Annotated in this window: 12 protein-coding genes and 1 pseudogene; 6 read left to right on the top strand and 7 right to left on the bottom strand. The window is 55.7% G+C overall.

All coding sequences use genetic code 11. The features are described 5' to 3' along the window. Positions 1-201: 201 nt before the first annotated feature. Both ACN9MY_RS00065 and ACN9MY_RS00060 read left to right on the top strand, forming a co-directional pair. Positions 202-1,032, top strand: a complete 831-nt coding sequence (locus ACN9MY_RS00065) for an SGNH/GDSL hydrolase family protein (RefSeq protein WP_426336650.1) — start codon at positions 202-204, stop codon at positions 1,030-1,032. Further along, positions 1,029-1,904, top strand: a complete 876-nt coding sequence (locus ACN9MY_RS00060; RefSeq protein WP_426336649.1) for an NAD(P)H-binding protein — start codon at positions 1,029-1,031, stop codon at positions 1,902-1,904. The genes ACN9MY_RS00065 and ACN9MY_RS00060 overlap by 4 nt, the downstream gene beginning before the upstream one ends. Here ACN9MY_RS00060 and ACN9MY_RS00055 read toward each other — a convergent pair. Together ACN9MY_RS00055 and ACN9MY_RS00050 are read right to left on the bottom strand one after the other, a co-directional pair. Next, positions 1,852-2,385, bottom strand: coding sequence for a TetR/AcrR family transcriptional regulator (locus tag ACN9MY_RS00055; RefSeq protein ID WP_426337668.1), 534 nt, complete (start codon positions 2,383-2,385; stop codon positions 1,852-1,854). The genes ACN9MY_RS00060 and ACN9MY_RS00055 overlap by 53 nt on opposite strands. 96 nt (positions 2,386-2,481) lie before the next feature. Continuing rightward, positions 2,482-3,731, bottom strand: a protein-coding gene (locus tag ACN9MY_RS00050) for an IS3 family transposase (protein ID WP_426336648.1) whose coding sequence is annotated in 2 segments (ribosomal slippage) — positions 2,482-3,446 and positions 3,446-3,731 — 1,251 coding nt in all. Because the reading frame shifts where the segments join, the coding sequence is not laid out codon by codon here. 216 nt (positions 3,732-3,947) lie between these two features. On the opposite strand from ACN9MY_RS00050, the gene ACN9MY_RS00045 reads away from it, so the two are divergent. The 4 genes and pseudogenes from ACN9MY_RS00045 to ACN9MY_RS00030 all read left to right on the top strand — a co-directional run. Beyond that, a protein-coding gene (locus tag ACN9MY_RS00045; RefSeq protein ID WP_426336647.1) for an IS3 family transposase occupies positions 3,948-5,100 on the top strand; the annotation gives its coding sequence in 2 pieces (ribosomal slippage) (positions 3,948-4,207 and positions 4,206-5,100; 1,155 coding nt in all). Positions 5,101-5,369: 269 nt separating this feature from the next. Continuing rightward, positions 5,370-7,601 (top strand): AAA family ATPase, encoded by a 2,232-nt coding sequence (locus tag ACN9MY_RS00040; protein WP_426336646.1) that lies wholly within the window; start codon positions 5,370-5,372, stop codon positions 7,599-7,601. Continuing rightward, positions 7,598-8,419, top strand: coding sequence for a hypothetical protein (locus tag ACN9MY_RS00035; RefSeq protein ID WP_426336645.1), 822 nt, complete (start codon positions 7,598-7,600; stop codon positions 8,417-8,419). Before ACN9MY_RS00040 ends, ACN9MY_RS00035 begins: the two co-directional genes overlap by 4 nt. 144 nt (positions 8,420-8,563) lie before the next feature. Next, a pseudogene (locus ACN9MY_RS00030) lies at positions 8,564-9,606 on the top strand (IS5 family transposase); the annotation flags it as partial. A 12-nt stretch (positions 9,607-9,618) separates the two neighbouring features. Here ACN9MY_RS00030 and ACN9MY_RS00025 read toward each other — a convergent pair. The 5 genes from ACN9MY_RS00025 to dnaA form a co-directional block, all read right to left on the bottom strand. Beyond that, positions 9,619-11,034 carry a hypothetical protein gene (locus ACN9MY_RS00025; RefSeq protein ID WP_426336644.1) on the bottom strand — a complete coding sequence of 472 codons (1,416 nt, stop codon included), beginning with the start codon at positions 11,032-11,034 and terminating at the stop codon, positions 9,619-9,621. After that, positions 11,028-13,043 (bottom strand): N-6 DNA methylase, encoded by a 2,016-nt coding sequence (locus ACN9MY_RS00020; RefSeq protein ID WP_426336643.1) that lies wholly within the window; start codon positions 13,041-13,043, stop codon positions 11,028-11,030. The genes ACN9MY_RS00025 and ACN9MY_RS00020 overlap by 7 nt, the downstream gene beginning before the upstream one ends. Positions 13,044-13,617: 574 nt before the next feature. Next, the gene (gene gyrB / locus ACN9MY_RS00015) at positions 13,618-16,113 is read right to left on the bottom strand and encodes a DNA topoisomerase (ATP-hydrolyzing) subunit B (protein ID WP_426336642.1); all 2,496 of its coding nucleotides are present in this window, start codon (positions 16,111-16,113) and stop codon (positions 13,618-13,620) included. Positions 16,114-16,267: 154 nt separating this feature from the next. Further along, the gene (dnaN, locus tag ACN9MY_RS00010) at positions 16,268-17,374 is read right to left on the bottom strand and encodes a DNA polymerase III subunit beta (RefSeq protein WP_426166308.1); all 1,107 of its coding nucleotides are present in this window, start codon (positions 17,372-17,374) and stop codon (positions 16,268-16,270) included. A 180-nt stretch (positions 17,375-17,554) separates the two neighbouring features. Then, entirely contained in the window at positions 17,555-18,946 is a 1,392-nt protein-coding gene (dnaA, locus tag ACN9MY_RS00005) for a chromosomal replication initiator protein DnaA (RefSeq protein WP_426166305.1), read from the bottom strand.

Raw genomic sequence — 18,946 nt, 5'->3', positions numbered from 1 at the left:
GACCTTGCGAACGTCGCGACGTTCAATGAGTTTTAGATTTGCGTCACTGTTTTGGAAGCATGAGTTGAGCGTTCTAAATTTGAGTAATTGCCCCGAACGTTCAAAATTCGGCAACAGATTCAATGGCTTACTGAACTCGTAAAGCGAGCTGACGGAACACCTCTTCGAGCTCTAAGCTCCTTGCACTACAAAGGAGTATTCATGTCAAACGAACGAATTCAATGGCTCTTGAAAGTGCTGCAACCAGAGAAGACGCTGGCCGCATTGCCTGGGATTGCTGCGCTCACCGAAGACAGTCTCGCCGCACTCACCGGCATTGATCCGGAGCTTTACCGATTAGAGCTCAAAACGATGCGCCAAAACGCGAAGGACGCTGCCGCCGCGCTGCTTGATGAACCAGGCATGGCCAAGCTGGTCGACCAACTCCCGCTGCACCAGGGCGCCCAAATCGTTGTCTTTGGCGACAGCCTGACCGCCGATCCCCAGGCCTGGGCGGTGATCCTGGCGGAGATGCTCGCTGCGTGCCGGCCCAATGACGCCTTGACAGTGATGATCAACGCGGTTCCGGGCGAAACTACAGCGCATGGGCTGGTGCGGCTTGGCGAATCACTCGCGCGTCAACCCGATTGGCTGATTTTCTTCATGGGCACCAACGACGCCCGAACGCAGGGACCTAAGCCGACCAAAACGATCGTCAGCCACGAAGAAACCGCCCGCAACCTCGCCGAAATGCGCAGCCGCGCCGTAGGCGAATGCAAGGCGCAGCGTCTATGGCTCACGCCGCCTGCGGTCAACGAAGAACAAGTGGCTGCGCACTGGGGTCTTGCACGCTTCGGCGTCCGCTTCCGCAATGCGGACGTAGCGCAGGTTGCGAAACATGTGCGCGGCCTTGGCGATCCAGTGATCGGCCTCTTCTCAGGCCTGGGCGCTCCACCTGCTCAGGAACTGTTGATGGATGATGGCCTCCACCTTTCACTTGAGGGGCAAAAGCGCATCGCCCGTGAAGTGGTGCTCGGCTGGAGCGCGCTATGACCATGAAGCATCTCGTGACAGGCGCAACTGGAAACATCGGCTCACTGGTCACCCACCGCCTGATTGAACGCGGCTTTCGGCCTTGTATCTTTGTCCGCGATGAAGCGAGGGCGCGCGCACTGTTTGGCGACGCTGTCGATATACGCGTTGGAGACCTGGGTGCAAGTCAGCGGTCCTTAGCCGCCGCCTTTGCGGGGATGGACACGCTCTTTCTTCTCAACAGCGGCCCCGGCCTTGCTGCCCGCGACCGCGCGACAGCGCTTGCCGCCAAAAAAGCCGGCGTCAGTCACCTGGTCAAACTCTCCACACTGGACATCTTGACGAGCGTTGGCACGGGGCCTTGGCATGCCCAGGGTGAAGCTGCGGTGCAGGAGAGCGGACTCGATTACACCTTCATCAGGTCCGCAGGTTTCATGAGCAATGCGCTGTATTGGGCGGAAGCGATCAAGACCGAGCGCATACTGCGGTCATCGACCGGCGAGGGCAAAATCGCCTTCATCTACCCGGCCGACATCGCTGAAATCGCCGTCCATTCCATGACGACGCGCGATCTTCGCCGCGAGGCCGTGGTGATTACCGGGCCGAAAGCATTGAGCTATGCCGAGATGGCGGACGTGATCGGCGCCGCAATTGGAAAGCGCATTCGATACGTTCCCATCAGCGACGACGAAGCGAGCTTCGGTAGTGATGCCTATGCGGAAGCGGTGACCGATATCTGGCGGGCGATCGGGGAAGGGCGCGTGACCACGACGACGGACGTGGTTCAACGCATCCTCGGGCGAGCGCCGCGTTCTTTCGATCAATGGGTAGCCGAGAACGTCACTGAGTTCGCTGCGCCCGGCAAGTCTCGAGGTAGGAGAGCGCAGTCTTGACAGTCTCCGCTTTCGTCTCTTCGAGCGGGATATGAGAAGGCCACTCGGCCAAACCATGCACCAGCGACTCAATGAGACCAGAAAGCACAAAGAGCATCCGCCTCGTTTCATCGTCGACGGGCTCGACGACTTGTTCAAAAATCTCCCTCAGTGCAGAGCGAAACTCCGCCGGGCCTTCCGGCACCAAGGCAGTAATGAGTTGATGCAGCTGCGGGTCGGCGGCATGGACATTGACCAGCGCCTCTACAAGAGCGCGAGTGAAACCTTCAAGCGCCCCGGACGCGTTTTCCGCTAGCGCGTGCGTGATGGCTGCGCGTACTTCATTCACATGGCGTTCGTGAAGCGCCCTGTAGATTGCCTGCTTGTCTGGGAAATACTGATAAAGCGAGCCAATGCTAAAACCCGCAACCTCGCTGATGCGATTGGTCGTGACGCCATCCGGGCCGTGGCGCTTGAGCACAACTGTGACGGCATCGAGCATTGTATTCACGGTTTGCCTTGACCGTTGTTGCCTGGGCTCGCGTCGGACTTGTTGATCTACAGTGGCCCCGTCAGTCAAGACACTCAGCCGGTTAATTTAAGCTGTGCCCATTTCAACTTCTGCAGCTGGTCGGCGCTGCCCCGTCCTACGCACTTTTTCCTGCTCTAGATCCGTGTCGCCGAACTTGTCGACGATTAGCGCACCGCCGCCATTTCCCGCGCTGTAGACGCGGTTTGGCGTCTCGTATTCCAATGCCTGATGCGGTCGCTCGGTGTTGTAGAAAGCGAAGTATTGCGCCAGTCCCACCGTAAGCTCGGCCATATTGGCGTAGCCCTTCAAGTACACATCCTCATATTTCACGTTGCGCCACAAGCGTTCCACGAAGATGTTGTCCAATGCCCGTCCGCGCCCATCCATGCTGATCGCCACACCTTCGCGTTTGAGCACGTCTGTGAAGGCGCTGCTGGTGAACTGCGAGCCCTGGTCGCTGTTAAACACTTCAGGCCTTCCGTGGTGCCGCAATGCGTCCTCCAGGCAGTCCACGCAGAACGAGGCGTCCATGCTGTTGCTGATGCGCCAGGACAGCACCTTGCGGCTATACCAGTCGATGATCGCCACCAGATATGCAAAGCCTCGCGCCAGCCGAATGTACGTGATGTCTGTCGACCACACTTGATTTGGCCGTATCACCGGAACGCCCCGCAGCAGATACGGATAGACTTTCTGCCCTGGATTCGGTTTGCTCGTCGCCGGGCCCGGCGCCATTCCCGCCAGTCCCATGTCGCGCATCAGTCGTTGCACGCGCTTGCGGTTCACGCAGTGACCTTGGGCTCGTAAAAACACCACCCTGCGTCGGCTGCCATAAAACGGCCGGTTGGTATATTCCCGGTCGATCAAGGCTCGTAGTTCCAGCTCTTCTTCGTCCAAGCACTGTTGTCGGGCCGCTGCTTCCAGTCGCCGGTAGACCGAGGAGCGTGGCACGCTTGCCAGTTCGCATTGCATTGCCAACGGCATGTCATCGCCTTGCTCGATCCACTGCGACCGCTCCGACGGGCTCATTCCCCTAGCTTTTTTTTAAGCCAATCCACCTGCATCTTCAACTTGCCGATCTCGCTGTAGAGCTTATCTTCCGGGCTGCTCTCGTCGACCGGCTTGGGGCCGCGTTTAACGTCAAACAAGGCGCCAGCGTTTTCCAGAATTTCCTTTTTCCACTGACCTACCAGCACAGGGTGTACGCCATACTCCTGCGCGATCTCCGTCACCGTCTTCACGCCGCGCACAGCTTCCAGGCCAACCTTAGCCTTGAATTCTGCGGTGTGCACCCTTCGTTTTTTACCTTCACTCATTTGCTATCATCCTTTCACGGACGACAGCTTAAACCACCGTCTCAAACTCGGGGACCACTATAATCAGTAGTGCTTTTCATTGAGGAAAATTGGTATCCGAAGCAGAAATGCGTCGTCAATTCTCAGTAGAGTTGGCGACTGGCGAAGGCAACTCTGGCATTCCCCCGTTTAGACGGACACTTCCGAAAGGTATGATGTCACCTACGGAGGTTTTGTATGAAGCGGGAACGCAGGAATTTCACAGAAGAGTTTAAGCGAGAAGCGGTCAAGTTGGTCGGCCAGCCTGGAGCCAGCAGGGCCGGTATAGCTCGAGACCTAGGGATTGGGCCAAACCTGCTTGGCCGTTGGTGCCGTGACGCTGCAGGCATCAGTAAGTCGAGACCTGCAGGCACTGAGAAGGTATCGCTGGACGAATACGAGCGCATGCGCCGTGAACTGGCCAAGGTGAAGACGGAGCGAGACATATTAAAAAAGCGCTCGGGTACTTCGCTGCCGAGCCCAAGTGAAGTATGCCTTTATTGCCCGCCATCGGGCGGTGTGGCCAACCCGGACCATGTGCCGCCTACTTGGCGTTTCAGCTAGTGGCTTCTACGATTGGCTGGAGCGGGCGCCGAGCAAACGTGAAATGGAGAATCAGAGGCTTCTGCATGCAATCCGTGTCAGCCATGAGGCAAGCGATAGCACCTATGGATCGCCGCGTGTTGTGCGAGACCTTTGGGACCAAGGCGAGACGTGTAGCGAGAATCGCGTGGCCAGGCTAATGCAGAAGGCCGGCATGAAAGCACGCCATCGACGCCGCCGGCATCCTGGTCAAGTTGTTGGAGAAGTTCACGCGATCGCACCGAACCTGCTGGATCGCCAGTTTGAAGCTAGCGCACCGGACCAGAAATGGGCAGCTGACTTTACCTACGTGTGGACTGGGGAGGGCTGGCTCTTTGTTGCGGTTGTCCTCGACCTGTATTCGCGTCGCGTTGTCGGCTGGTCGATGCAGCCAACAATGACGTCGCAGTTAGTCATGGATGCGCTCTTAATGGCGGTATTCCGCCGTGGCCGCCCGAAGGAAGTGCTGCATCACAGCGACCAGGGCTCCCAGTACACGAGCGAAGACTTTCAGAACCTGCTTGAAGCCCACGGCATCATATGCAGCATGAGCCGGCGGGGAAATTGCTGGGACAACGCCGCGATGGAGAGCTTTTTCTCGACACTGAAAACAGAACGGCTAAACAGGAAGCACTACCGGACTCGCGACGCCTTGCGCGCCGACGTATTCGATTATATTGAAAGGTTCTACAACCAGAAACGCAGACACTCAACACTGGGCTACGTCAGCCCGGTACAATTCGAAGCCCACACACTTAAATGCGCCTAAGTGAAGTGTCCGTCGAATCGGGGGAATGCCACTCATCATCTTCTAGTACATGGGCGACCAAATCTTTTCAGGTGATGAATGGAACAGTCCATCATCGGTGGCGCTGCACCTAGTATTTTTATTTCCAGCGACACCCTGTGGTGGCATGGCATAGAACCGACTTGGGCGCGATGAGTTTTTGTGAGTTTACTTGCCAGCCCACCGGACTATACTATGATCCGTTATTCATCGGTGCGTTCTCGGCCCCTATACATATCACGGAATTTATCTTGATCAGAATTGAACGCGGCCCGGCGCCAGACCTATTCCACTCTAAGCCATTCAAGAAACTTGCCGAGGACGCGAACGCATATTTTGCCCAGCCCATGTCGCAACGGGCGCAGAGGCGCTACGATTTCGGGCGCGTCACCGGCAGGTTCTACCCCGAATTGCGTCGCCACCTCCAAGAACGATTCGCATCGAAGTGCGCATATTGTGAATCCTTCGTCGAGCAGCCCGACATTGAAAACTTTCGCCCCAAGATTGGCGCGTCGAACCTTGACGGCCATGTCGACGAGGATTGCTATTGGTGGCTCGTGTTTGACTGGTCGAACTATTTGCCTGCCTGTCGCCAATGCAACCTCATGAAAGGCACGCGCTTCCCGATCCGTGGTGTGCGTGCCAAACCTCGAACGGTCAGGCCAGCATTGGAGCGCGAGGGCCGGCTTTTGCTCGATCCCTGTGATGACTATCCAGAGGAAATTCTCCTGTTCCTGGATGACGGACGTGTGACCAGCGAGAGCGAACGCGGAAAGGTCACAATAGATGTTTTAAGCCTGAACCGTGGCGCGCTGGTCGAGGCGCGCAGCAAGGAGCTCAGGAAGCTACATCTTCAATTGCGTCTTGTCGAGCACGAAAAGTTCAGCGCGCAGGCTCTTGATGAATTGCGTAGCATGATCTCTGGCGTCGAGCAGTTCACCGCAATGAAGCGGCAATTTGCCAAGGCATGGGCATCAGCGCTACCACGCCGCGATGCCTGGCAGGAAGCGGCCCTCGCTTCCTTCTTGGAGCATCGATCAGCGCTCGACGCCGTCGAATCATCGGCAAATGTCGATGCGGACAAGCTGATTGTTGCGGCGATGCACCTTGATGAACATATCAAGCAGCATGAAACCTATACGCTCGACGCCGACACGATTTCGCAGGACTTCTACCGCAACGCGCGCTTCATTGAGAAGATCGAGCTGAGGAATATCCGCGCGATCAAACGGCTGACCCTGCAGCCGGCGTTTTCGGAACAGGGGCCAGGAAGCTGGTTGATGCTGCTGGGCGAGAACGGCGCAGGAAAGAGTACGGTACTCCAGGCGATCGCGTGCGCGCTGATAGGCCAGAAAGGCGTAGACAGCCTGGAATTGAAGGCCGCTTCGTTTTTGCGCCGCGGGTGTGCGCGTGGTGAGGTGCGGATACAGGTGTCAGGACTGAGTGCGCCTATTACGTTATCGCTGGAGCGCGGCAGCGATCGGATTACCGTGGATCCGCCTGACCCAAAGCTAATGATCCTCGGTTACGGCGCGACACGCTTGCTGGCCGGCGCGGTGCAACCCGACGATGGCAAAACCCATTTCAAGGTCCGCAACCTTTTCGATCCGCACGCACCGCTGAGCGATGGCAGGCCGTGGCTTCACGATGCACCCAGGGCGACGTTCAACCGCCACGTCCGCTCGCTGTCCACGTTATTGCCGCGCCAGGATACTGCGACGTTCTCACGGCGCGGCGGTGTGGTTTATGTGGAAACGCCGGGGGCCCGGAATTCGCTGGAAGACCTAAGCAGCGGTTACCAGGCGATTCTTGCGCTTGCATTGGATATCATGAGTGTGATGCGGCGCGGCTGGGATGACATGGACGGCGCCGAAGGGGTCGTACTGATCGACGAAGTCGACGCACATTTACACCCACGTTGGAAAATGAAGATCGTCCCGCTGTTGCGCCGGCTATTCCCGCGTGTCCAGTTCATCGCCACGAGCCACGAGCCGCTGACACTGCGCAGTCTAAACTCGGCAGAGGTTGCCGTACTCAGGCGCTCGTCCGACGGAGAGGTAACTGCCACGACCGCCGCCGACGCTGAGATTCCCTCACCAAGATTCATGCGAATCGAACAATTGCTGAAGTCGGAACTGTTCGGTCTTCATTCGACCGAAGATCCTATCGTCGAGTCGATGTTTGAAGAGTATTACAACTTGTTGGCAAAGCACTCACTGGGACCGGAGGAGCGAAAGAAGTTGGCAAGCCTAAGGGGCGACCTCGCGAACAAACGCCAAATGGGCAGTACGCAGCGCGAGCGCATCGTGCTCCAAGCCGCGGACGAGTTTCTCGCCAAACGCGAAGCCGAAAAGGCGACGCAGCCACGTGAGAAACGCAATGCGGCGCTTAAGACGTTGAAAACGCTCTGGGCTGACCTGAATACTGGGAAAGGCGGTCTAATATCCCCAACAGAGAAACGGCAGCGGAAGGGAGCAGCATGATCCGTGTAAAGCGCGGCCGTGTGCCTGTGAGCCTGGATGGACCGGCCTCGCCTGGCGGAATCGAAACGAAAAAGGCAATTCACGCCGTCAAGCGAGGCGACTCGTTCGAGTACAAGGCTTACAAGGCGGACGACGTGGTCGCGGAACTGCGCACGATGTTTAACAAGAAATGTGCCTATTGTGAATTCCCGTATGCCGCGGGCGGGCCGGAGGACATCGAACACTTCCGACCGAAAGGCGGTGTAGTGATTGGCGGGAAACTGAAGACGCCAGGGTACTACTGGTTAGGAGCCGAGTGGACGAACTTGCTGCCGGCATGCCCCGACTGCAATCGCAAGCGCCGAAAGGAGTTTGCACACGGCGTCGATGTTTCCGGCAAGGCTAACATCTTCCCGGTGGAGGATGAGAAAAAGCGTTGGCACAGCCACCGCGCCGCGTGCAAGGAAGCCCATCTTCTATTGAATCCTTGTGACGATCGGCCGGAGTCTCATTTGGAATTCCTGCGCGGTGGCCTGATCAGGGCAAAGAAGCGGGGTGGCGCGGAAAGCCTGCGCGGAGCGGAGTCGATTGAGGTCTTCGGATTACAGCGTACTGATCTGGTGGAGCAGCGGTCCGAAAAGGAACGACTCGTGCGCACGGCAATCGAACGCGCGCTAAAAGCAGCGGAAATCGCAGTCGGGGAACGCAGTGCCAGGCGGCGCGCGGAACAGGAACAACTTGCCAGGGACCTGTTGAGCGATGCCCGTAAGCTGCTTGAACCTCATCAGCCGTACTTGGCCGTTGCACGTGCCGTCTTCAAGGAATATGGACTCAAGTAGCGCAACCACACAGCTGTCGAGTCCAACTCGCAATGCTCAAGTGCATCCATTTTCGTTAGGGGCAGGGGTTGCGTTACATTCTGGGACATCGGTAGAGTCGGTTGCGCGGTCCACGATTAATTCTCCATTGGATTCAGCCTCATCGTCGATCCAAGTTCATTGACGCGCTGGCGCAATCGTATCGGCGAGGAAGGCTTGGAATGGATGCTGACGCAAACGATCAAGGCCGCCGAATCGACCAAGGTCGTCAAGCCACAGAGCTACCAGAAAATCATCGTTGACAGCACGGTGCAGGAGAAAGCCATCGCCGATCCCACCGACAGTAAACTGCTGGAGCGGGCCAGGCAGCACCTGGTCAAGCTAGCCACTGAAGGCGGTTTGGTTCTGCGCCAGAACTACAACCGGGAAGCGCCGAAACTGGCGGCACAGACTGGCCGCTACGCTCATGCCAAGCAATACAACGTATGCGCGGCAGCCTGAAAAAGCTGAAGACAGTGGTAGGCCGGGTGTGGCGCGACGTGCAGCGCCAAGTGGAAAAGCTGCCCGAAGCCATGCAGGGGAAGGCCGGTGATTTGCTGGCCAAGTCCAAGCGTTTGTTGACTCAAAAGCAGAAGGACAAGAATAAGCTGTACAGCCTGCACTCGCCCGAGGCGGAGTGCATCGCCAAAGGCAAATCGCGCCAGCCCTACGAGTTCGGCGTGAAGGTTTCGATTGCCACCACGCACAAGGAAGGTCTGGTGGTCGGCATGCGCAGCATGCCTGGCAATCCGTACGACGGACACATGCTGTTTGAAGCGCTGGAGCAGGTGTCGATCCTGACCGACTGCCAACCCAAGGAAGTCTTTGTGGACCTGGGCTATCGCGGCGTGGATGTGCAGCCTGGCACCAAGGTCTATCACCCCAAGCTCAAGCGCAACATCACCCAGCGCTTGCGGCGTGACATCCGCCGCCGCAGCGCCATCGAGCCAGCAATCGGGCACATGAAAAATGACGGGCGCCTGCGGCGTAATTGGCTGAAAGGTTCCGACGGCGATGCGTTCCATGCGCTGTTGTGCGGATGCGGGCACAACCTGCGCATGATCCTCAGGAAGCTACGGCTTCTTTTTGTCCAGATTTCCTCCGACCTAGTATCGTCACTGAACTTGGCGATACGCCGGCAGCCCCGATGGCAACTGACGTCGCTCTGAATTTTGATTTATTCAGACCGGACTAATTATTCCGAAAACCTTGTCATCAAAGAAATTTAAAGCGTCTCGCTCTTCTTCGTAGGCCCTTGCTCGCAACTCATTTGCTTGCAAAACTTTATCGCCAATTGAATCCATAATGGTTTGATCCAAAATCGGTATTGGAACCTCTGCCAAATGATGCTCCTCAATATGTTGGACTACCGCACCGTAAGAGAACCTTTGCACTAACGCTCTTCCATATTCTGAAGAAAGCCAAGTGTAGGCATATCCTGCCATTTTCTCCGAGCGCGGAATTAATCTAATAATATCGTGAGTCATTGCCCATCCATCCCAGTGGCGAGGCACCAGTGCAACATTCCCGACTGTTCCACTGCAAGTGACGAGGATCATATTTTGGCATACCTTTAGGCTTTCTATTCGTTCATTATGCTGTGAATATGCTAGGTACTTTTTGTCATAGGGATCCAATTCGCCAATATCTTTGCCAGAGAAAAATGGTATGCCATACCCTTCTTGCACATAGACTCGTTTAAATTGACCAGGTAGACGCAATTCGTTGGCGATCTGTTTGTCGCCGATCTGTGCAAGATGAAGTTTCTTCTCCTTCATATATCCCAATATAGCCGAAATCTTGGGATCATGAAATTTCGATTCAAGACGACCAGATATTCCAGATAGGGGGACAGAGAAAGCGGAGGTATTGACTCTTTCCGTAATCGAATTTAGATCAGGAAGGCCGGATTCCTGCTTCAATTGTTCCCATGCCTCAACGATTTTAGCGTTTGCTTCATCTCGAAATGCAAACGATCGCGCAATCATCCCATGAATTTTCTCTATGATTGAGGTGTGTGCAAGTGGAACTCCAATCGAAGCTAAGTGCGAGGGTTCTATATGTTGAATAACCGAACCATAATTACTAGTTTTCAATAGAAGTTGGCCGATTCGTGTTCGCAGAAAGGCATAGACGTATCCGTAAGGCACGTCTGCAAGAACATCTAACCTTAATAGATCATGGCTAAACACAGCGTTCGCAAAGTGCTCACCAACAATTGTGCATTGTCCAACAGTCCCCGAGCATGTGAGCAGTATCTGTTCTTTCGTTACTTTCAATGCTTCGTAATCATGCGCATAACTACTGGAGAGGTATCTTGCAGGTAAAGGCTGTAATTCCAAGACCTGAGCTGGCTGGAAAAATGGAATCCCCCCTTTGTCAACATAAGGGCGCTTAAAACGCGGGCGATGAAATGCATTCACCAGGCCATTCTGGCCAGCCAATGGTCGGACGGGTAACCCAGAACCTTTTATTATCTCGCGAGCATGTTTTGCTTCGAGATTGTATACTGCAGCATCTAAACGAACGCCGGCAGTGATAACTTCGGCTAATGAAATTGACGCATGCCGAAAGTTAACCTTGTCTGAGTTTACCATTGATAGCCCTCAGTGCGTTTCCAACGTGCGAATTCTTCAGGGACAAAGATTGATTGGTCATCAATCACTTTCTCTTTTCTACGCTCGACTTTTATGGTCCCGTCTTCCTGAGGAACTAGCGCCTCTACTTCGACAAGAATTTCATTACCGTGCTCATCACGTCGATAGATAGTGTTTCCGCGTTTATCATGACCAACTTTATCAATTATGGCCATAAACACATTATAGGGGGCGAGTAGGCCAGAGTTAGACTCTTTCTGCTTTTCTTCGTTTGTCTTCTTTTGGAGCAAAAGAATTGACGTTTGAACCCCCGTGTGAGGTTGGAAAGCATCTTGATGCAAATCAATGCTTGCAATAACTCGCGTCTGTTGCAGAAGCCACTGACGTATGTAACCGAGACCTGGAGAGCCTAAAATACTATCCGGCAAAACGATTGCCATTCTGCCACCAGGTTTCAGTAGCTGAATGCAACGCTCGACGAAAAGCTGCTCAGGTGGGACGCCACCTTGAAGTCTCGTGGTTTTGATCCACGAATCACCTTTGCTCTTTGGCTTCTCCCAAATGTGACCAAGCTCAAATTGTTCAAGGATGCTTGTATCTTTGATGACAATTTTGCTGCCAAAAGGTGGATTTGTGACGATTATGTCAAAATGTGCCAAATCCTGCCAAGAAACTAAATCGTTAACGTGCTGGCTCGGGTCGACCTCGCTGCTATTGATTGCACCTATTAATTGGGACCGAAATTCCGCAGACCACATGTACGGCGGTAACAATGAGTCGGCATGAAGCATATTGCCACTTCCATCGTTATTCATCACCATATTCATTTTGGCGGCTTTAACGAGTTCAGGTGTAATGTCGAAGCCGTAGAAATACATTCCCACGAGTTCCGAGACTTTTTCATGATACTGATGTAATTCAACTACCGACCATTCTGCAAAAGGGCGACCTTGCATACTTTCAAATTCTTGCTCAAGACGCTTAATTACCTGGTTCATTGCAGTTACGATAAACCCGCCTGTACCGCAAGCCGGATCCAGCACGCGTTCGTTTGGAGCAGGATTAATCATCGAAACCGCCATATGCATCATATTCCTCGGTGTGAAGAACTGACCTCTGTCGCCTTTTAGGTTGCTTCCGACAATTTCCTCATAAGCCTTGCCTTTAATGTCGATATCAGTTGAAAGGAGGCTAAAATTCTGTAACTCACTTACGACGCGGACAAGACTTCGTTGATTTAGATTGATTGAATCATTCTTTTTGAAGAATTGAGGAAATTTTAACTTTACCTGATTGAAGATTTTTTCAATCCTGTTTTTACAAGCAAGCTGGCCGTCAGGCGTATTTAACTCAGACGCCAATACGTAGAACTCTAAATCATACGGAACGTTCTTCTCATCTGAGATCTTGCAGAAGATGATTTTCAGCAATTCAAAAAAGGCCGTCTCGCGCTGAAAACCGTCAGTTACATGAATGTAGTTATGGCAGCTCTTAAATGCGTATAGCAAAACGTCGCCAATACCCTTGTCTAGCTCGCTTCGCTTCCTGCCTTTGGTAGCGGGGCCGCTTGCTGGCGGAATATCAATCTCTTCAATGAATGCAAGTTTGCCGTCAACTCCTGTGACTTTTCTCCAAACTTCTCGGTGTCGGCCGTTGGTCCATAATCCCCATTGGCAATTGAGGCATGCGGCCATGTAACTTTTCATCTGTTCGACGCCGTCGGTTCGGTCGGCGGGGCTAACAGATTCTTGTTTGCATTCGACGACTACCTCAATGGATTCCTGGGTCCCGGAGTGGCCGTCTTTAAAAATTGCGATATCGATGCGAGGCTTTGCTGAGCCGAGCCGGATCCCATGCTCAACTTTAATGCGTGTTTTCGGATACTTGAGTGAATCTACGAGACGTTTTAAGATATTTTGACGGACACGTTCCTCGGGCTTATCCGCACGAAACCTACCATCAATGTAGTCTACAATCTTGTCATCCGGCACAACAACCACATTACTCATTTATCTCATGCTCCATTTCAGACGTTCTCCAAATGTTATCATCTGGAAATGTGGCTGTCAATTTATGGGCGATATATCACGGTTAACCGCGATCTCACAAAACGCATGTTGTCACGTCAAGCTGTTCCCAATTGGATTGACAACGATAACAATAGCCTTGAACTTGCTTGTGGAACATATTTGAGAGCGAACGGTACTTGGTCATGAGGGCGATTTGGTTAAGCCTTGGTTTTCGCCGGGCGGAAACTATGCCTTCCCATCTAGATTTCATAAATCCCCCACTGTGATTAGAGAAATCACTCGACACTACTTTTCACCAAGAAACTTCGTTGTTGACCAGATGTGGATCGTCCCTTCGATGGCCTCGCAGGCAGAGGAAAGTGAATTGCTGAATTCTGCTAAGGAAATCGTTTGAATGGACGTCAACAATAGAACAGCACTGCTCGCATAGCAGTGACTTCAAACGATGTACTCCAAAAATAAAAGAGGCTCATGCAACGTCGCATGAGCCTCTTTCATTTTTGCATTGCGATGGTCCTCAAACCATCAGTTTTTGCGACACAGGAGTTGGTTGTTACACGTCGATATTTCCTGCGCGCAGCGCATTAGTCTCAATGAAGTTCCTGCGCGGCTCAACGTCGTCGCCCATCAGCGTGGTGAAGATCTGGTCCGCGGCAATCGCGTCTTCGATCTGCACCTTCAGCAGGCGGCGGACGGTTGGGTCCATGGTGGTTTCCCACAGCTGCTCTGGATTCATCTCGCCCAGACCTTTGTAGCGCTGCTTGCTCACGGTGCGTTCCGCTTCGTCGCGCAGCCACTGCATGGCGTGGTGGAAGTCGACCACGGCGCTTTCCTTGGTGCGCTCGCCTTCGCCGCGGCGGATCACGGCGCCTTCGCCGATCAGGCCGGTGAAGGTGGCGGCGGCGTCGGCCAGCACTTTGTAGTCGGCGCCTTGCACGAAGTCGGCGTCGATCGAGGAGACCTTCACGTTACCGTGGTGCAGGCGTTCGATGCGCAGGGTGTGCTTGTCGGTCATTTCGTCGGTGGTCACCACGACTTTTACTGCGCTGTCGTTGATGTTGGCGGCCAGCGCTTCGGCGGACTTCTGTGCGGACTCGATGGTGTCCAGGTCCAGCGTTACGCCGGTCATGATGGCGGTCAGCGCGGCGCGGTCGATCACGCGGGTCAGGCGGGTCATGATGGCGTTGGCCATGTTGTAGGTGCGGGCCAGTTCGCCCAGCGCTTCGCCCTGGATCAGGTCTGCGCCTTCGCGCGGGGTCAGGGCGGCAGTGTTCAGCGCTACGTTCATCATGTAGCCGGCTTCTTCCAGGTCGTCCTTCAGGTAGCGCTCATCGCGGCCGGCCTTCACTTTGTATAGCGGCGGCTGGGCGATGTAGATGTGGCCACGTTCCACCAGCTGCGGCATCTGGCGGTAGAACAGCGTCAGCAGCAGGGTGCGGATGTGGGCACCGTCGACGTCCGCGTCGGTCATGATGATGATGCGGTGGTAGCGCAGCTTTTCGATATTGAATTCGTCGGCGCCGATGCTGGTGCCCAGGGTGGCGATCAGGGTGGTGATCTGCTCGGACGACAGCATCTTTTCGAAGCGTGCCTTCTCCACGTTCAGCACCTTGCCTCGTAGCGGCAAAATGGCCTGGAACTTACGGTCGCGGCCCTGCTTGGCGGAGCCGCCTGCGGAGTCACCCTCGACGATGTACAGTTCGGACAGGGCTGGGTCTTTTTCCTGGCAGTCGGCCAGCTTGGCGCTCAGGCCCAGGCCGTCCATGATGCCTTTGCGGCGGGTCAGGTCGCGGGCTTTACGCGCAGCTTCACGGGCGCGCGCTGCTTCCACGATCTTGCCGCAGATGATCTTGGCGTCGTTCGGCTTTTCCATCAGGAAGTCGGTCAGCGTCTTGGCGACGATTTCTTCCACTGGGCCGCGCACTTCGGAGGAGACCAGCTTGTCCTTGGTCTGGCTGGAGAACTTTGGCTCCGGTACTTTCACGGACAGCACGCAGGTCAGGCCTTCGCGCATGTCGTCGCCGCTGATTTCGACCTTGGCTTTCTTGGCGAAGTCGTTTTCGTCGATGTACTTGTTGATCACGCGGGTCATTGCCGCGCGCAGGCCGGTCAGGTGGGTGCCGCCGTCGCGCTGCGGAATGTTGTTGGTGAAGCAGAGTACCTGTTCGTTGAAGGCGTCGTTCCATTGCATGGAGACGTCGACCGAGATCGTGGTGCCCTGGTCGGACTGGCGTTCGCCGGTGGCCTGGAACACGGTCGGGTGCAGTACGGTCTTGGCTTTGTTGATGTATTCAACGAAGCCGCGGGTGCCGCCTTCGAAGGCGAAGATTTCTTCCTTGCCGGTGCGCTGGTCGGTCAGCTTGATGTTGACGCCGTTGTTCAGGAAGGACAGCTCGCGGATGCGCTTGGCCAGGATCTCGTAGTGGAATTCCACGTGGGTGAAGATCTCTTCGTCGGCCCAGAAGTGCACGTCGGTGCCGCGCTTGTCGGTTTCGCCGATCACTTTGATCGGGGAGGTCGCCACGCCGTCGATCATTTCGATTTCGCGGTTCTGGGCGACGCCTTTGACGAATTCCATCTGGTGGACTTTGCCGTCGCGGCGGATGGTCACGCGCAGCAGCTTGGACAGTGCGTTCACGCAGCTGACGCCCACGCCGTGCAGGCCGCCGGAGACTTTGTAGGCGTTCTGGTCGAACTTGCCGCCGGCGTGCAGCTCGGTCAGCACGATTTCGGCTGCGGAGCGTTTTGGCTCGTGCTTGTCGTCCATCTTCAGGCCGACGGGAATGCCTCGGCCGTTGTCGGTGATCGAGATCGAGTTGTCGCTGTGGATGGTGACGTGGATCTCGGAGCAGTGGCCGGCCAGGGCTTCGTCAATCGAGTTGTCCAGCACCTCGAATACCAGGTGGTGCAGGCCGGTGCCATCCGACGTGTCGCCGATGTACATGCCGGGACGCTTGCGGACTGCTTCCAGGCCTTCCAGGATCTGGATCGAGGAGGCGCCGTATTCTTCTGCTTTGGCCTTTGGTTGTTCGTTGTGGCTTTCGGACATGGACTGCTTTCTCTCTTAACGAATTTCTTTTCTGCTCTTTTTTAAACCGGTAAACCGGTGTCAGACCCATAGGGTCTGACACCATCTGTTCTACGGCCAGCGGCTCCGGCAGACCGGTGTCTGACCCTGCGGGTCAGACACCGCTTTACCGGTTTTAAATGCGCATCGGCATTACAACGTATTTGAAGTCTGCGTTCTCAGGAATCGAGATCAGCGCCGAGCTGTTGCTATCGCCCAGCGCCACATTCACCTGGTCGCACTTCAGGTTATTCAGCACGTCCAGCAGGTAGGTCACGTTGAAGCCGATGTCCACGCTGTCGCCGCCGTAGTCGATTTCCAGTTCTTCAACCGCTTCTTCCTGGTCCGCGTTGGTGGACGAGATCTTCAGTGAGCCTGGGGTGATGATGCAGCGCACGCCCTTGAACTTATCGCTGGTCATGATCGCGGCGCGCTGCAGGGAGCGCAGCAGCTCTTCGCGGCCGATGGTGAAGTTGTTGGTGTAGCCCTTCGGGATCACGCGGGTGTAGTCAGGGAACTTGCCTTCCACCAGCTTGGAGATCAGTTCGATGTCGGCGAAGGTCAGCTTGACCTGGCTCGCGGCGATGTCCAGCGAGACTGGTTCGTCGGTTTCTTCCAGCAGGCGTTGCAGTTCGATGATGGTCTTGCGCGGGATGATCACTTCTTCGCGGGCGAAGTTCTGGTCGGTCTCTACCTGGCAGAAGGCCAGGCGGTGGCCGTCCGTCGCTACGGCGATCACCTTGTTGCCGTCCAATACCAGCAGCAGGCCGTTCAGGTAGTAGCGGATGTCCTGCTGCGCCATCGAGAAGTGCACCATGTTGAACAGGTGCTTCAGGGTTTTTTGCGGCAGCTGGAAGCTGGCGGTGAAGCTTTCGGCTTGCTGCACGGTCGGGAATTCTTCGGCGGCCAGGGTCTGCAGGGCGAAGCGCGATTTGCCGCTTTGGACGGTCAGGCGCTTGTTCAGCAGGGTCATGGTCACGTCGCCGGCTTCCGGCAGGGCGCGCAGGATGTCCAGCAGCTTACGCGCGGCGACCGTGGTGCCGGTGACGTCGGCACCCGAGCCGATGTCTGCGTGGGTCGTGATCTGGACTTCGGTGTCGGTGGAAAGGAACGAGACGCTTTCGCCTTCCTTGCGGATGAGGATATTGGCCAGAATCGGCATAGTGTGCCGACGCTCGACAATACCGCTCACAATCTGCAGTGGCCGGAGAAGCGTGTCTCGGGTGGTTTTGACCAGTTGCATAAATATCCTCAGTTAATGGGTTGGTACGTTGGTTCTTTTGTTAACTCGACAGTATAGCAGTCTGAAACCGGTAACCCAGTGTCTGACCCGCAGGGTCAGACACTGATACGCGACGGTCGCGTGATTTGCAGTGAGGGACGGGAGCTGGACCTAGGGCCAGTTCCCGCCGCTTTACCGGTTTTAGCCTTTCAGCGTCTGCTCCAGCACATGCAACTCGTGATTGCACTCCGGGTTCTTGGTCCTGTCCATCGCAATCTTGCGCACGGCATGCAGCACGGTGGTGTGGTCGCGTCCTCCAAACAGTTCGCCGATTTCCGGCAGCGATTTCTGGGTCAGCTCCTTGGCCAGGTACATGGCGATCTGGCGCGGGCGGGCGATGTTGGCTGGGCGGCGCTTGGAATACATGTCCGCCACCTTGATGTTGAAGAAGTCCGCCACCGTTTTCTGGATGTTTTCCACAGAAATCTGGCGGTTTTGCACAGACAGCAGGTCCTTCAGCGCCTCTTTCACGATGTCGATCGAAATATCCTTGCCGTGGAAGCGGGAGTAAGCCAGGATCTTGCGCAGCGCGCCTTCCAGCTCGCGCACGTTGGAGCGCAGGTGCTTGGCGACGAAGAAGGCGACGTCGTCGTTCAGGGTCACACCTTCGGACTTGGCTTTCTTCAGCAGAATCGCGACGCGCATTTCCAGTTCCGGCGGCTCGATCGCCACCGTCAGGCCGGAGTCGAAGCGCGAGATCAGGCGGTCGTCCATGCCGGTGATCTCTTTCGGATACGTGTCCGAGGTGATGATGATCTGCTTCTTGGCCGCGATCAGCGCTTCAAACGCATAGAAGAATTCTTCCTGCGTGCGGGACTTTCCGCCGAAGAATTGAATATCGTCGATCAGCAGCATGTCCAGCGAGTGGTAGTAGTGCTTGAAGTCGTCGAAACCCTTGCGTTGGTAAGCGGTCACTACGTCGCGAACGTACTGTTCTGCGTGGATGTAGCGGATGCGGGCGCCTGGCTGGTCGGCCATCACCTGGTTGCCGATCGCGTGGATCAAGTGGGTCTTGCCCAGGCCCACGCCGCCGTAGAAGAACAGCGGGTTGTACGACACGCCGGGATTGTTCGCTACCTGGATCGCGGCGGCGCGCGCCAGCTGGTTGGCCTTGCCGGTCACGAAGGAGTCGAAGGTCAGGTCCGGGTTGATGCGGCTGTTTTCGCGGGTTTTCGGATTCTGGTATTCGGCTGCGGCGGTCGGGGCGGCGGCGGCGGCCGGGCTTTCCGGGCGCATGTCACTCAGCGGGCCGGAGATCACGGTGGGTGCGGCAGGCTTTTTGAGGGCGTGGGTGCGCGGGTCGAGGACGAACTGCACCTCGATGACGGTTTCCCAGTACTGGCAGGCCAGGGCCGTGATGCGGCTCGCGAATTGGGTCTTTACCCAATCCAGCTTGAACCGGTTTGGCGCAGCAACACGCAGCTTGTTGTTCTCGAAATCGAGAGGCACAAGCGGCTTAATCCAGGCACTGAATTGTTGCGGCGTCAGCTCAAGTTCCAGTTGCTGGGAACAGGACTGCCAGAAATTTTCCAT

This window comes from Pseudoduganella sp. R-31 (genome assembly GCF_049913235.1).
Taxonomy (GTDB): Bacteria; Pseudomonadota; Gammaproteobacteria; order Burkholderiales; family Burkholderiaceae_D; genus Rugamonas.
The sequence above is the reverse complement of the archived record's forward strand: the minus strand, read 5'-3'. Positions and strand labels throughout refer to the sequence as shown.

Excerpts from the sequence above, each read along its gene's own strand:
- ACN9MY_RS00065 (WP_426336650.1), top strand. The coding sequence starts at position 202 with ATGTCAAACGAACGAATTCAATGGCTCTTGAAAGTGCTGCAACCAGAG.
- ACN9MY_RS00035 (WP_426336645.1), top strand. The coding sequence starts at position 7,598 with ATGATCCGTGTAAAGCGCGGCCGTGTGCCTGTGAGCCTGGATGGACCG.
- ACN9MY_RS00055 (WP_426337668.1), bottom strand. The coding sequence starts at position 2,385 with ATGCTCGATGCCGTCACAGTTGTGCTCAAGCGCCACGGCCCGGATGGC.
- ACN9MY_RS00025 (WP_426336644.1), bottom strand. The coding sequence starts at position 11,034 with ATGGTAAACTCAGACAAGGTTAACTTTCGGCATGCGTCAATTTCATTA.
- ACN9MY_RS00020 (WP_426336643.1), bottom strand. The coding sequence starts at position 13,043 with ATGAGTAATGTGGTTGTTGTGCCGGATGACAAGATTGTAGACTACATT.
- dnaA (WP_426166305.1), bottom strand. The coding sequence starts at position 18,946 with ATGGAAAATTTCTGGCAGTCCTGTTCCCAGCAACTGGAACTTGAGCTG.
- gyrB (WP_426336642.1), bottom strand. The coding sequence starts at position 16,113 with ATGTCCGAAAGCCACAACGAACAACCAAAGGCCAAAGCAGAAGAATAC.
- dnaN (WP_426166308.1), bottom strand. The coding sequence starts at position 17,374 with ATGCAACTGGTCAAAACCACCCGAGACACGCTTCTCCGGCCACTGCAG.
- ACN9MY_RS00060 (WP_426336649.1), top strand. The coding sequence starts at position 1,029 with ATGACCATGAAGCATCTCGTGACAGGCGCAACTGGAAACATCGGCTCA.